At 67.1% G+C, this 13,309-nt stretch carries 13 protein-coding genes; 11 read left to right on the top strand and 2 right to left on the bottom strand.

Annotation, left to right across the window (positions count from 1 at the left end):
* The first annotated feature begins 6 nt into the window (after positions 1–6).
* The 3 genes from thpR (at position 7) to CLM73_RS26220 (ending at position 2,553) form a co-directional block, all read left to right on the top strand.
* The gene (gene thpR, locus CLM73_RS26210) at positions 7–537 is read left to right on the top strand and encodes an RNA 2',3'-cyclic phosphodiesterase (RefSeq protein ID WP_105240923.1); all 531 of its coding nucleotides are present in this window, start codon (positions 7–9) and stop codon (positions 535–537) included.
* A gap of 36 nt (positions 538–573) precedes the next feature.
* Positions 574–1,134 carry a 5'-3'-deoxyribonucleotidase gene (locus tag CLM73_RS26215; protein WP_105240924.1) on the top strand — a complete coding sequence of 187 codons (561 nt, stop codon included), beginning with the start codon at positions 574–576 and terminating at the stop codon, positions 1,132–1,134.
* 81 nt (positions 1,135–1,215) lie between these two features.
* Positions 1,216–2,553 (top strand): NAD(P)H-dependent oxidoreductase, encoded by a 1,338-nt coding sequence (locus CLM73_RS26220; protein WP_056559741.1) that lies wholly within the window; start codon positions 1,216–1,218, stop codon positions 2,551–2,553.
* A gap of 19 nt (positions 2,554–2,572) precedes the next feature.
* Here the strand turns inward: CLM73_RS26220 and CLM73_RS26225 are convergent, their stop codons facing one another.
* Both CLM73_RS26225 and CLM73_RS26230 read right to left on the bottom strand, forming a co-directional pair.
* Positions 2,573–3,319 (bottom strand): FadR/GntR family transcriptional regulator, encoded by a 747-nt coding sequence (locus CLM73_RS26225; RefSeq protein ID WP_105240925.1) that lies wholly within the window; start codon positions 3,317–3,319, stop codon positions 2,573–2,575.
* Between the two features lie 149 nt (positions 3,320–3,468).
* On the bottom strand, positions 3,469–4,206 hold the full coding sequence (locus CLM73_RS26230) for an SDR family NAD(P)-dependent oxidoreductase (RefSeq protein WP_105240926.1): 738 nt from the start codon (positions 4,204–4,206) through the stop codon (positions 3,469–3,471).
* Between the two features lie 491 nt (positions 4,207–4,697).
* Between CLM73_RS26230 and CLM73_RS26235 the strand changes: the two genes are divergently transcribed.
* The 8 genes from CLM73_RS26235 to CLM73_RS26270 all read left to right on the top strand — a co-directional run bounded on the left by CLM73_RS26235 (position 4,698) and on the right by CLM73_RS26270 (position 13,299).
* The gene (locus CLM73_RS26235) at positions 4,698–5,933 is read left to right on the top strand and encodes a branched-chain amino acid ABC transporter substrate-binding protein (RefSeq protein WP_105240927.1); all 1,236 of its coding nucleotides are present in this window, start codon (positions 4,698–4,700) and stop codon (positions 5,931–5,933) included.
* Positions 5,934–6,079: 146 nt separating this feature from the next.
* On the top strand, positions 6,080–7,021 hold the full coding sequence (locus CLM73_RS26240) for a branched-chain amino acid ABC transporter permease (protein WP_056559748.1): 942 nt from the start codon (positions 6,080–6,082) through the stop codon (positions 7,019–7,021).
* Complete coding sequence (locus CLM73_RS26245) at positions 7,018–8,298, top strand: branched-chain amino acid ABC transporter permease (RefSeq protein WP_105240928.1); 1,281 nt, start codon at positions 7,018–7,020, stop codon at positions 8,296–8,298. Before CLM73_RS26240 ends, CLM73_RS26245 begins: the two co-directional genes overlap by 4 nt.
* A complete protein-coding gene (locus CLM73_RS26250) occupies positions 8,295–9,047 on the top strand; it encodes an ABC transporter ATP-binding protein (RefSeq protein ID WP_105240929.1) in 753 nt (250 codons plus the stop codon). Before CLM73_RS26245 ends, CLM73_RS26250 begins: the two co-directional genes overlap by 4 nt.
* The gene (locus tag CLM73_RS26255; RefSeq protein WP_105240930.1) at positions 9,044–9,763 is read left to right on the top strand and encodes an ABC transporter ATP-binding protein; all 720 of its coding nucleotides are present in this window, start codon (positions 9,044–9,046) and stop codon (positions 9,761–9,763) included. Before CLM73_RS26250 ends, CLM73_RS26255 begins: the two co-directional genes overlap by 4 nt.
* A 35-nt stretch (positions 9,764–9,798) precedes the next feature.
* Entirely contained in the window at positions 9,799–10,593 is a 795-nt protein-coding gene (locus CLM73_RS26260) for an SDR family NAD(P)-dependent oxidoreductase (protein ID WP_105240931.1), read from the top strand.
* A 37-nt stretch (positions 10,594–10,630) separates the two neighbouring features.
* Entirely contained in the window at positions 10,631–12,814 is a 2,184-nt protein-coding gene (locus CLM73_RS26265; protein ID WP_105240932.1) for an alpha-ketoacid dehydrogenase subunit alpha/beta, read from the top strand.
* Entirely contained in the window at positions 12,811–13,299 is a 489-nt protein-coding gene (locus CLM73_RS26270) for a VOC family protein (protein WP_105240933.1), read from the top strand. The genes CLM73_RS26265 and CLM73_RS26270 overlap by 4 nt, the downstream gene beginning before the upstream one ends.
* Positions 13,300–13,309 lie beyond the last annotated feature (10 nt).

Genomic DNA, 13,309 nt, shown 5'->3' on the forward strand with positions numbered 1-13,309 from the left:
CAGCGGATGTCCACCATCCGCCTCTTCTACGCGCTGTGGCCGCCTCCGCAAATGGCGGCGTCGCTGGCCGGCTGGGCGGACGCCGCGAAGCAGGTCACGGGTGGGCGCGCCATGCGCACCGAGACGCTGCATCTGACGCTGGCTTTTCTGGGTCCTGTCGATAGCGCGCTCGCCGACGAACTGGCGGCCGCCACGCCCGAACGCCGTCTGGCGCCGGGCGACGTGCCGCTCGACCGCTATGGCGTCTTCACCCGCCAGCGCATCCTGTGGGCAGGCCCGGCCGAGACGCCCGCGGGCCTGCAACAGGCCCACGACGATCTCTGGCACTGGCTGTCCGGTTATGGACTGACCCCGCCTACACAACCGTTTCGCCCGCACGTCACGCTGCTGCGCAACATCGCGCATGCCGAGCCGCCCGGCGACGCGCCCGCGCCGCTGGAATGGCATTACGACCGCATGGTGCTCGTCGCGTCCGAATCGCTGACCGGCGGCAGCCGTTACCGCATCGTGGCGCAATCCCGGCCGCAGGGCGGCTAGGGCACAATCCTACGGTTGCCAACGATTGGGACCCCCATGATCATCCTGCTGGATCAAGACGGCGTGCTGGCCGACTTCGAACACGCCTTCATCGACGCCTGGCGCGAACGCCACCCGGACATCGCGCCCATCGCGTTCGAGGACCGCAAGTCCTTCTACATCCGTGAGGATTACGGCCCCGAACTACGCGGGATGGCCGAGGCGATCTACACCGCGCCGGGCTTCATCCGCAATCTGCCGCCCGTCCCCGGTGCGCTGGACGCCGTCAAGGAACTGCTGGCGCTCGGGATGGATGTGCGCATCTGCTCGTCGCCGCTGTCGCAGTTTGAAAACTGCGTGGCCGAAAAGTATCTGTGGGTCGAAAAACACCTGGGCCGCGAGGCCACCAACCGGCTGATCCTGACCAAGGACAAGACGCTGGTGCACGGCAATCTGCTGATCGACGACAAGCCGCGCATCGAAGGCGCCGTGCGGCCGCGCTGGAAGCACATTCTGTTTGACGCGCCCTACAACCGCGAGGTCACGGACCGCCCGCGCATCAACTGGCAGAACTGGCGCAACGTGCTGGCCGGCGAGCTCTATACGGCAGATGCCTGAGTCCTGCTGAGTCCTGTTCAGGCGTCATCGTTTGGGACTATCCTGTGGAGTCGTACGCCCCACCCAGGAGGAGCCCGCGCCATGAATCTGTACCGTCTGCTCAAGCAGCGAGAAGCCGACCACAAGCCGCTGCGAGTCGCATTGTTGGGCGCCGGAAAGTTCGGCGCCATGTTCATGAGTCAGGCCCCGCGCACGCCGGGCATGCGCCTGGTTGCGGTGGCGGACCTGGTGCCCGACCGGGCCCGCGCCGCCCTGACCCGAGTCGGCTGGCCCGCCGGCGCGCTCAACGCCAGCAGCATCAATGACGCGTACAAGAACGGCAAGGTCTATTTCTGCGACGACGCGCGTACCGTCATCGCCAGTCCCGACGTGGACATCGTCATCGACGCCACCGGCCAGGCCGCGGCCGGCATCACGCATGTGTTGACCTGCTGCGAATACGGCAAGCACATCATCATGGTCAACGTGGAAGCCGACGCGCTGGCCGGTCCGCTGCTGGCGCGCCGCGCCCGGGAAGCGGGCATCGTCTATTCGCTGGCCTACGGCGACCAGCCCGCCCTGATCTGCGAAATGGTGGACTGGGCGCGCGCCAGCGGCTTCGAGGTCATGGCCGCCGGCAAAGGCACCAAATACCTGCCCGAATTCCACACGTCCACGCCCGACACCGTCTGGCCGTATTACGGCTTCACGGCGGAAATGGTGGCGGCGGGCGACTTCAATGCGCAGATGTTCAACAGCTTCCTGGATGGCACCAAGAGCGCCATCGAGATGGCGGCCGTCTCCAATGCCACGGGCCTGTTGCCCTCGCCGTCGGGCCTGCACTTTCCGCCGTGCGGCGTGGACGACCTGGCGCGCGTGCTGCGTCCCCGCGAGGACGGCGGCATGCTGCACCATCGCGGCCAGGTCGAGGTGATCTCGTCGCTGGAGCGCGATGGCCGCCCGGTGTTCCGCGACCTGCGCTGGGGCGTGTACGTGACGCTTGCCGCCGATAGCGACTACGTGCGCCGCTGTTTCCAGGAATACGGCCTGGTCACCGATCCCAGCGGCAACTTCACCGCGATGTACAAGCCCTATCACCTGATCGGGCTGGAGCTGGGCATCAGCGTGGCCAGCGTGGGGCTGCGCCGCGAGCCGACGGGCGCGCCGGCCGGCTGGCACGGCGACGTGGTGGCCACCGCCAAGCGCGATTTGCAGGCCGGCCAGATCCTGGATGGCGAAGGCGGCTACACGGTGTACGGCCGCCTGATGCCGGCCCCCGATTCGGTCGAGGAAGGCTATCTGCCGCTGGGGCTGTCGAACAAGGTCAAGCTGAAGAACCCCGTGCGCCAATCGCAGGCGATCCGCTGGCGCGACGTGGAGTACGACGAACGCTCGACGGCGGTGCAGTTCCGCCGCGAGATGGAGCAGACCTTCGCGTAGAAGCGGCCCGGCCCCGCGTTCACACGGGCGCGGGGCGCTCCGCCTGAAACAACCGCAGCCGGTCCGCCGCGTTGCGCAGGTGCTGCTCCGCCGCGCGGCCCGCGGCATCGGGGTCGCCGGCTTCGATGGCCGCGAAGATGGCCTGATGTTCGCTCTGCACCGCAGCCATGCGCTCGGCATACATGCGCGCGGTGTTGTTGCGCGCGCTGCGGATGACGCGGCGCACATTGGCTTCCAGATAATCGTTCAGCGCCACCAGATGCGGGTTGTGCGTGGCCTGCACGATGGCCTGGTGGAATTGGTAGTCTTCCTCGTCGCCCAGCTTGTCATTGATAAGCGCGTATTCCATGCCCACCAGCGCCTGCCGAATCTTTTTCAGGTCGGGATCGGTGCGACGCTGCGCCGCATAGCGCGCCGCCGTGACTTCGATGGACAGCATCAGCTCCAGGATGTGTTCCAGGTCCTGGTTGTCGCCCGGCGTGGGCGCGGCGATGCGAAAGGCGTTCTTCTGGAAGTTCGGGTCGACGAACACGCCGCTGCCTTGCTGCGAGGTGACCAGGCCTTCGGATTTGAGACGGGCCAGCGCTTCGCGCACGACCGCGCGGCTGACCGAGTGGAGTTCAGTAAGCTGCTTTTCGGTGGGCAGGCGATCGCCCGGTGCCAGCACGCCTTGACGTATCTGGTCGGCCAGGGCATCCGCCACCGCCGCGGATAGCGAACTGCGAGGCGCGGCGCGCCTCGAATCGGGTTCTTGACTGGGCTGCATGGGGATCTTCAAACGTGAGGGCGGCGCGCGGACGCGGCGGCCATGTTTATAGGAATGTCTCGCGTGGGGGTCCTGACAGATTGCGATGCGGCAGCGTCCGGGGAATTATAGATTTGCCGGTTTTTCCCGTCGCGCGGCGTTCTTGCACTTTAAGCGATATAGATTCCGCCATTGACCTGCATGACCTCGCCCGTCACAAATGACGCCAGCGGCGAGCACAGGAACGCGATGGTCCCCGCGATCTCCTCGGCGGTGCCGAAACGGCGCAGCGGCGTGCTTTCCAGCAATTGCGCGCCCTTCTGCCCGATCAGGTCGTGCGTCATGGACGTGGCGATGATGCCGGGCGCCACCGCATTCACGCGGATCTGCGGGGCCAGTTCCAATGCCAGGCTACGGGTGAAGCTCTGCACCGCGCCCTTGGACGCCGAATAGGCGGCGTGCGCATAGCTGCCGCGCTGCGCGGCCAACGACGTGAGCAGCACAATCGACCCGTCGTGGCGCAGATGGCGCTGAGCGGCGCGGCACACGTAGAACGTGCCGTCCAGGTTCACGCGCATCAGGGTGCGCCAGGACTCGTCGCTGGTGTCCTTGACGAGCTGTTCCGGGTAGATGCCCGCGCAATGGACCAGATGATCCAGTCCACCGAAATGTTTGGCGGCCGCCTCGAACACCCGTTCGCAATCGTGCGACACCGACACGTCCAGCGCATGCGTGTAAACGCGCTGACCGCTGGGGTCGAGTTCTGCCGCCACCTCCTCCAGCCGCGCATTGTCGATGTCCGTCAGCACCAGCCGGGCGCCGTGCGCGGCCATGAGCCGCGCCGTGGCCAGCCCGATGCCATTGCCCGCGCCGGTGATGGCGGCAACCTGCCCCTCAAACGAAATCATTCTGTCTCCTGACGCTGTTTTTAGCGGTCCGCGGCGCTGTCGCGGCAACGGTGCGAATTCTGATTGAACTGCTGAATCCGTTGCTTGACACGAGAAAAACGCCTGGCCTATGATTTATCGGACAACTTAATAAAGTTGCCTGACAACTTGTCGAGAAAGCGTAAATCAACTGACGCTTTCAGGCAAGTCAGTCAGAAAAACACGGCGACACGCCGCATAAACAGGCAGGGGACAACCAGGTGACTTTCACCGGCAGCATGACCGCATCCGCGCCCTCGGCACGTCCGATGGCGCACCTTCAGACGCCCCGGCGGCTTCATGCCCTGCCCGGCTGGCGTTTCGCCCCGGCGCCTTGCGCGTCCGTGGCCACCGCCATCCCCCCGTTTTCGCTCCCCATCGCTGTCGTGCCCTTGCGGCGCGCCGGCGATGCGGCGTGCGCGACTGCCTGACCCACGCAATCACCACACTCCCGTTCCACGGAGGAGACACGCATGAAATTGGCTTTCACCACCGGTCTGCTGTGCCTGGCCGGACTCGCCGCCACCGCCCACGCCGCGCCCGTCAAGATCGGCCTGATCGAAACGCTGTCGGGCCCGCAGGCTTCGACCGGCCTGATGTTCCGCGCCGCCGTCAAATACGAGCTGGACCGCATCAACGCCGCCGGCGGCTGGAATGGCCAGCCGCTGGAACTGGTGGAGTTCGACAACCAGGGCGGCCCGGTGGGCGCCTCGGACCGCTTCCGCGCCGCTGCCGCCGAGGGCGTGCAGGTGCTGGTGCAAGGGTCGTCGTCGGCGATTTCGGGCCAGCTGACGGAAGACGTGCGCAAGCACAACCTGCGCAACCCCGGCAAGGAAATCGTCTTCCTGAACGTGGGCGGCGAGGCGCTTGAGCTGACCGGCCAGAAGTGCCACTTCTACCACTTCCGCTTCACGACCAACGCCGACCTGCGCGTGAAGGCGCTGGCATCGGTGATGTCGGCCGACGGCACGCTGGGCAAGCGCGTGTACGCCATCAATCAAAACTACTCCTGGGGCCAGGACATGGAAGGCGCGACCGAGCGCTTTGCCAAGGACTATGGCTACGAGGTGGTGGGCAAGACGCTGCACGAGGTCAACAAGATCCAGGACTTCGCGCCGTACGTGGCGCGCATCCGTTCGGCCACGCCGGACACGGTGATCACCGGCAACTGGTCCAACGACCTGCTGCTGCTGATGAAGGCCACGCAGGCCGCCGGCCTGAAGGTGCGCTTTGCCACGGTGTTTTTGGATCAGGTGGGCAACCTGGCCAACGCCGGCGAGGTCGCGATGGGCCATTACATCGCGCATCCGTACAACATCGAGGCCGCAGGCGAGGAAGGCGCGCAGTTTGCCGAGGACTACAAGTCCAAGACCGGCCACTACCCCAGCTACACCGAGCCGCAGACCGTGATCGGCGTGCGCTTCCTGGGCGAAGCCTTGAAGCAGGTCAAGCCCAAGGACGGCAAGCTGTCGGTGCCCGAACTGGCCGTGGCGCTGGAGCAGGTCACCTACAAGTCCGCGCTGGGCGACTACACGATGCGCGCCGAAGACCACCAGGTGCAACTGCCGATGGTCGTGTCCAAGGTTGGCAAGAACGCCAAGTACAAGGCCGACGGCACCGACATGGGCTTTGAACCCGTGAAGGTGCTGGCCGCGGCGGACGTGTCCGCGCCGGTGCAGGCGACCTGCAAGATGCAACGTCCGAAGTGATGCTGGCGCGGCGGCCTGTGCGCTGAAGTGCGCGCGCGCCGCCGCCGGCGCAAGACAAGCGCACTCCCGGCGCGGGCCGGGCAAAAACAACGTGCGCAATCGCTCGCGGGACGCCCGGCGTCCCGCGCAAGAATCCTGGAGCGGACATGGAATACTTTACCGTCTCGCTGTTGAACGGCGTGATCTACGGCCTGCTGCTATTCATGGTGTCGGCAGGCCTGACACTGATTTTCGGAATGATGGGCGTGCTGAACTTTGCGCACGCCTCGTTCTACATGATTGGCGCGTACGCCGCCTACACGCTTACGCCCGTCACGGGCTTCTGGGCGGCCCTCGTGCTGGCCACGATCATTTCGGGCGTGCTGGGCATGGGCGTGGAACGCTTTTTCCTGCGCCGCGTGCACAAGTTCGGCCATGCGCAGGAATTGCTGGTGACCTTCGGCCTGGCGTTCATCGTCGCCGAGCTGGTCAAGCTCTTTTACGGCGATTTTCCCGTCGACTACCGCGTGCCGCAGTTCCTGAACTTCGCGGCGTTCCGCGTGTTTGACGCGGACTATCCGTTCTACCGCCTGCTGATGGGCGGCGTGTCGATCGCGATGTTCGCGGTGATCTACCTGCTGCTGTCGCGCACCCGCGTGGGCATCGTGGTGCGGTCGGCCATCTACCGGCCGCGCATGGCCGAGGCGCTGGGCCACAACGTGCCGCTCGTCTTCATGAGCGTGTTTGGCGTGGGCGCCGCGATGGCCGGCCTTGCCGGCGCGGTGGCGGGCGCGTTCTACACCACCAATCCGAACATGGCGCTGGAACTGGGCGTGCTGGTGTTCGTGGTGGTCGTGGTCGGCGGACTGGGTTCGCTGGAAGGCGCGATGATCGCGTCGCTGTTAATTGGCCTGATCAGCTCGTTCTCGGTCGGCATCGACGCCAGCCTGGCCACGCTGTTCGGCCTGTTCGGCGCGCGTGACTGGGCCGAAAGCGTAGGTGGCCTGATGACCGTGAAGATTTCCAGCCTGGCTGCAACGCTGCCCTTTCTGCTGATGCTGGTGGTGCTGCTGGTCAAGCCGTCGGGCCTGAAGGGAGAGCAGGCATGAGCCATACCGCTACCTCCACCGGCCGCGCCACAGGCGCGCTGCTGTTGATTCTGTGTGTGGCCGCGCTGTGCGCGCTGCCCTGGCTGCTGCCTGCCGGCCAGCTCGTGGCGGCCGTGCAGATGCTGATCGCCGCGCTGTTTGCGTGCGCCTTCAATTTGCTGGCCGGCCAGGGCGGCATGCTGTCCTTTGGCCATGCCGCGTACTTTGGCGTCGGCACCTTTGCCACCATCCATGCGATGAATGCGCTGGGCGGCGCGGGCCTGCTGCCCACGCCGCTGATGCCGCTCGTGGGCGGCGTAGCCGGGCTGCTGTTCGGCGTGGTCGCCGGCTGGTTCGCCACCATGCGCTCGGGCGTGTACTTTTCGATGATCACGCTGGCGCTGGCCGAACTGCTGCACGCGCTGGCGCCGCATCTGAAGAGCGTCTTTGGCGGCGAGGCGGGCGTGTCCGCCATGCGCATGCCCGCGTGGGGCTTTACCTTCGGCTCCGACATCGAGGTGTACTACCTGGTGCTGGCGTGGGTGGTGGTGTCGCTGGCCGCGCTGTATGGCCTGACGCGCACACCGCTGGGCCGTCTGACGCTTGGACTGCGCGAAAACGCCAACCGCCTGCGCTACCTGGGCTACCGCCCGCACGCGCTCAAGACGATGGTGTTCGCGCTGTCGGCCATGTTTGCCGGCATTGCGGGCGGCCTGCAGGCGCTGAACATCGAGGCGGGCAACTACGTGCTGTTCGAGGTCAAGCTGTCCACCGACGCGGTGCTGTTCGCCTACATCGGCGGCGTCAACGCGTTCCTCGGGCCGGTGCTGGGCGCGTCCATCCTGACGTTCCTGTCGCAGACGCTGGCCGACATCACGCGGTCGTGGCTGCTGTATCAGGGCGTGCTGTTTGTGCTGGTGATGCTGTTCGTGCCGGACGGTCTGGTTGGGCTGGTGCAACGCGCGGCCAAGTCGCTGCGCGAGCGTGGCCTGGCCAACTGGCTGCCGCGCGCCGCGGTGTCGGTGGCCGGTGGTCTGCTGCTGACCGGCGCCACCGTCTTCACCGTGGAACTCTTGCAACGCATGTTCGCGCGTGACTACCGCGCCCTGCTCGCCATGAATCCCGAGGCCGGCTGGCCCGCCATCCCGCTGTTCGGCCAGGAGTGGGCGCCGCTTGCCGTGTCCACCTGGCTGGTGCCGTTGGCGCTGTTTGCCGTTGGCCTTGCCGCCTGCCGCTGGGCGCTGGCCCTGTGGCGCGACGCCGGCGAAGCCGCCCCCCTGCTGGAGCCCGCCAAATGAGCCACGAAATCCTGACCCTGACCGACGTGCGCAAATCCTTTGGTGAAGCGCAGATCATCCGCGGCGTGAACCTGGCGATCGAAGCCGGCGAACGCCACGCCGTCATCGGTCCCAACGGCGCGGGCAAGTCCACGCTGTTTCACCTGATGTCCGGCTCGTTCGCGCCCACGTCGGGCGACATCAGCCTGCGCTCGCGGTCCATCGGCGGCCTGGCGCCCGAGGCCATCAACCGGCTTGGCCTGGCGCGCTCGTTCCAGATCACCAACGTGTTCCCGCGCCTGTCGGTGCGCGAGAACCTTCGGCTGGCGGTGCTGCGCATGCACGGACTGGTCTACAACTTCTGGCGGCCCATCGCGCGCAACCGCGCCGTGAACGAAGACGTGGATCGTCTGCTGGAGAAAGTGCGGCTGACGGCCAAGCAGGACACCGCGGCCGGCGACCTGAACTATTCCGAGCAGCGCTCGCTGGAAATCGGCATGACGCTGGCGTCGCGCCCGAAGGTGATCCTGCTGGATGAACCCATGGCGGGCATGTCGCAGCACGAGGTCGACTACACGGTCGAACTCATCAAGGACGTGACGCGCGACTGCACCCTGCTGATCGTCGAGCACGACATGCAGGTGGTGTTCTCGCTGGCCGATCGCATCAGCGTGCTGGTCTATGGCGAGATCCTGGCCACCGGCACGCCCGCCGCGATCCGCGGCGACGCCCGCGTGCGCGAGGCCTACCTGGGAGAGGAAACGGTATGACGACGCAATCCCCCCTCTTGTCCCTGCAGGGCGTGCATGCCCATTACGGCAAGAGCCACATCCTGCACGGCATCGACCTGTCGATCGGGCGCGGCGAAGTGGTGAGCCTGCTGGGCCGCAACGGCGCGGGCCGCTCCACCACCATGAAAAGCATCATGGGCCTGGTGGACGTGACCGGCGGCCGGATCGCCATCGAAGGCCGCGACATCACCAACAAGCGTCCCTTCGAGATCGCGCGCGCCGGCCTGGCCTTCGTGCCCGAGGAGCGCGAGGTCTTCGCCAACCTCACGGTGGACGAGAACCTGCGCATGGGCGAGCAGGCCCGGCGCGACGATGCGCCGTACTGGACCGTGGCGCAGATGTTCGACTACTTCCCGCGCCTGAAGGAACGCAGCAGCACGAAGGCGGGCAACCTGTCGGGCGGCGAGCAGCAGATGCTGACCATGTGCCGTTCGCTGCTGGGCAACCCCAAGGTCATCCTGATCGACGAGCCCACCGAAGGCCTGGCGCCCAAGATCGTCGAAGTGATCGCCGACGTCATCCGGGATATCCACAAGCAGGGCGTGTCGGTGGTGCTGGTGGAACAAAAGCTGACGATTGCGCTGAAGGTGTCCACGCGCGTGAGCGTGATGGGCCACGGCCGCATCGTGTTCGAAGGACCGCCCGCGCAGCTCCATGAGCGCCAGGACGTCGTCCAGGAATGGCTGGCGGTCTAGCCCGCCTACGTACTCATCCAATACAGGCACACATCGTGGAAAACACCACTGAAGTCATCCATCCGGAGCTGCGCGGCCAGACGGTCGTCATCACCGGCGGCGCGAAGGGTATCGGCTACAGCACGGCGCAGGCATTTGCGCGCCAGGGTGCGCGCGTCGCGCTGCTGGACATGGACGCCGCCGCACTGGAGACCGCCGTCGCGGGTCTGGCGGCCACGGAGCCGGGCGCGCAGGCCATGGCCGTGCAGGCGTCCGTCACCGACGCCGACGCGGTCGAGCGCGCTTTCGCGCAGGTTGCAGAGACCTGGGGCGGCATCGACGTGCTGGTCAACAACGCCGGCATCTCAGCCAACAAGCCCACGCTGGAAGTCACCGTGGACGAATGGCGCCGCGCCGTGGACATCAACCTGACCGGCGTCTTCCTGTGCGCGCAGGCCGCGGGCCGGCGCATGGTCCCGGCAGGGTCCGGCAGCATCATCAACCTGGCCTCCATGTACGGCGTGGTGGCGGCGCCCGACCGTGCGGCCTACTGCGCGACCAAGGGCGCCGTGGTGCTGCTGACCGAAACATTGGCGGTGGAATGGGGCCCCGCGGGCGTGCGCGTCAACGCGCTGGCCCCGGGCTACGTCGAGACCGACCTCGTGCGCGACCTGGCGGCGCGCGGCCGGTTGGATCCCGAACGCCTCAAGCAACGCACGCCGCTACGCCGCATGGCGCAGCCGGCCGAGATGGCCGACCTGGCGGTTTTCCTGGCGTCGCGCCAGGCCGCCTACATCACCGGACACACCCTGGTGGCCGACGGCGGCTGGAGCCGCTACAGCTACCTCTGATTGCCCCGACGCTCAAAAACACTCTGGAGATTCATTCATGGCCACCTACCAACCGCTTGAGCCCCAGGCGCCCTGGCGGCAGCTGACGGCCGACGCCTCGGACTGGCAGCAGGCTGACCCCGCGCTGCTCGGCACGATGCTGACCCAACTGCACTGGATCCGCGCTTTCGAGGAAGCCGTGCTGGAACTGGCCGCCGAAGGCCTGGTGCACGGCCCCGCGCACTCGTCCGTGGGCCAGGAAGGCGGCGCCGTCGGCTCGGTGCTGGCGCTGGGCGCCGGCGACCAGATCAACGGCTCGCATCGGGGCCATCACCAGTTTCTGGCGAAGGCGCTGCAACACGTCGCGCCGCTTGGACTGGATCCGCGCAACCCGCTGACGCCCGCCATCGACGAAGTCCTGCACAAGACGCTGGCCGAGATCATGGGCCTGGCCAATGGCTATTGCCGCGGCCGCGGCGGCAGCATGCACCTTCGCTGGCTGGAAGCCGGCGCATTGGGCACCAACGCGATCGTCGGCGGCGGCGTGCCGCTGGCCGCCGGCGCGGGCTGGGCGCACAAGCACGCGGGCACGGACCGCGTGGCCGTGACGTACTTTGGCGACGGCGCGGTCAACATCGGTTCCGTGCTGGAAACGATGAACCTGACCGCCGCGTGGAAGACGCCGCTGTGCTTCTTCATCGAGAACAACCGCTACGCCGTGTCCACGACCGTGGAAGAATCCACCGCCGAACCGCGCCTGTCCGCGCGCGGCCTGGCCTTCAACATTCCGTCCTGGAAGGTCGATGGCATGGATCCGCTAGCCGTTTACCTGGCCATGTCGGAAGCCGTGGCGCACATGCGCGCCGGTAAGGGTCCGACCATCGTCGAAGTGGACGTCTACCGCTTCTTCCACCAGAACGGCCCGTTCCCCGGCAGCGCCTTCGGCTACCGCACCAAGGACGAAGAGGCGCAGTGGCGCCAGCGCGATCCGCTGGACCGCATCGCGTCGGAAATGATCGCCCGCAAGGTCGTCACGCAGGCCGAGGTGGATGCTCTGCGCCAGCGCTGCAAGGACGTGATGAAGGACGTGTCCGGCCGCCTGACCGAAGCGGCGGACGGCGGCAAACGCCGCGTGCGCGCCGACCTGTGGCCCAGCCCAGATTTCCGCGACGTCGGCCTGCGCAGCGACGGCTCGGAACTGGAAGGCCTGCGCTACCAGGAGGCCGCGGACCACACCGGCGCCAAGGCGACGCGCAAGTTCGTCGATGCGGTCGCCGACGTGCTGGACCGCCGCATGAAAACCGACCCGGGCGTCGTCGTGCTGGGCGAGGACGTGCATCGCCTGAAGGGCGGCACCAACGGCGCCACGCGCGGCTTGAAGGACAAGTACCCGGACCGCGTGCTGGGCACGCCGATCTCGGAAAACGCCTTTGCTGGTCTGGGCGGAGGCCTGGCGATGGACGGCCGCTACAAGCCCGTCGTGGAATTCATGTACCCGGACTTCATGTGGGTCGCGGCCGACCAGATCTTCAACCAGATCGGCAAGGCGCGCCACATGTTCGGCGGCGACATCGACGTGCCGTTCGTGCTGCGCACCAAGGTCGCGATGGGCACGGGCTACGGCTCGCAGCACTCGATGGACCCGGCCGGCATCTTTGCCACGGCGCCCGGCTGGCGCATCGTTGCGCCGTCCACGCCGCACGATTACGTCGGCCTGATGAACACGGCGCTGGCTTCCAAGGATCCGGTGCTGGTCATCGAGCACGTGGATCTGTACGCCTCGTCGGGCGACGTGCCCGATGGCGATCTGGACTACGCCATCCCCTTCGGCCGCGCCCGCGTGCGCCGTGAAGGCAGCAAGGTCACCATCCTGACGTACCTGTCCATGGTCAGCCGCGCGCTGGCGGCCGCCGAACAGGCCGGCGTGGACGCCGAAGTCATCGACCTGCGCACGCTGGACCGCGCCAGTCTGGACTGGGACACCATCGGCGCCAGCATCCAGAAGACCAACAACGTGCTGATCGTGGAGCAAGGCGCGCGCGGCACGTCCTACGGCGCCATGCTGGCCGACGAGATCCAGCGCCGCTACTTCGACTGGCTGGACCAGCCGGTCAAGCGCGTCACCGGCGGCGAGGCCTCGCCCAGCATCTCGAAGGTGCTGGAGCGCGCGGCGTTCGCCGACACCGACGAGGTGATGGCGGGCCTGGCCGACGTGCTGGCCGATCTGGGGGAACAGCGATGAGCGCCCTGCACATGACCGTGCCGATGGAAGTCGGCATCTGCTGCGCGAACCTGGATGCGCTGGCCGCTTTCTACACCGGCGTCATGGGATTGACGCTGGTGAACCGCGTGACGGTGCCCGTCGACAAGGCGCGGGCAACGGGCCTCACGGCGCACGGCTACGACGTCGCGCGCCTGCAGACGCCGTACGGCGAGCGCATCAAGCTGCTGCAACCGGCCGTGGCGCCCGAGCCCGCGGTGCGCGGCGCGGCGATCCTGGACCGCCAGGGCGCCGCCTACCTCACCTTCATCGTGCGCGACCTGCGAGGCGTGGTGCGCGATCTGGAATCGAAAGGCGTCGTCTTCGACAGCGCGCCCGCGCCCATGGAAGTGCGGCCCGGCACGTGGCTCGCCTTCTTCCGCGACCCCGAAGGCAATGTGCTCGAACTCGTCGAATACGACGACCCCGCCGCGTACCGGCCCGACCTGGCCGGCGCCGCTGAATAGGAAGAACACC

Source organism: Achromobacter spanius (assembly GCF_002966795.1).
Lineage (GTDB): Bacteria > Pseudomonadota > Gammaproteobacteria > Burkholderiales > Burkholderiaceae_B > Achromobacter > Achromobacter spanius_D.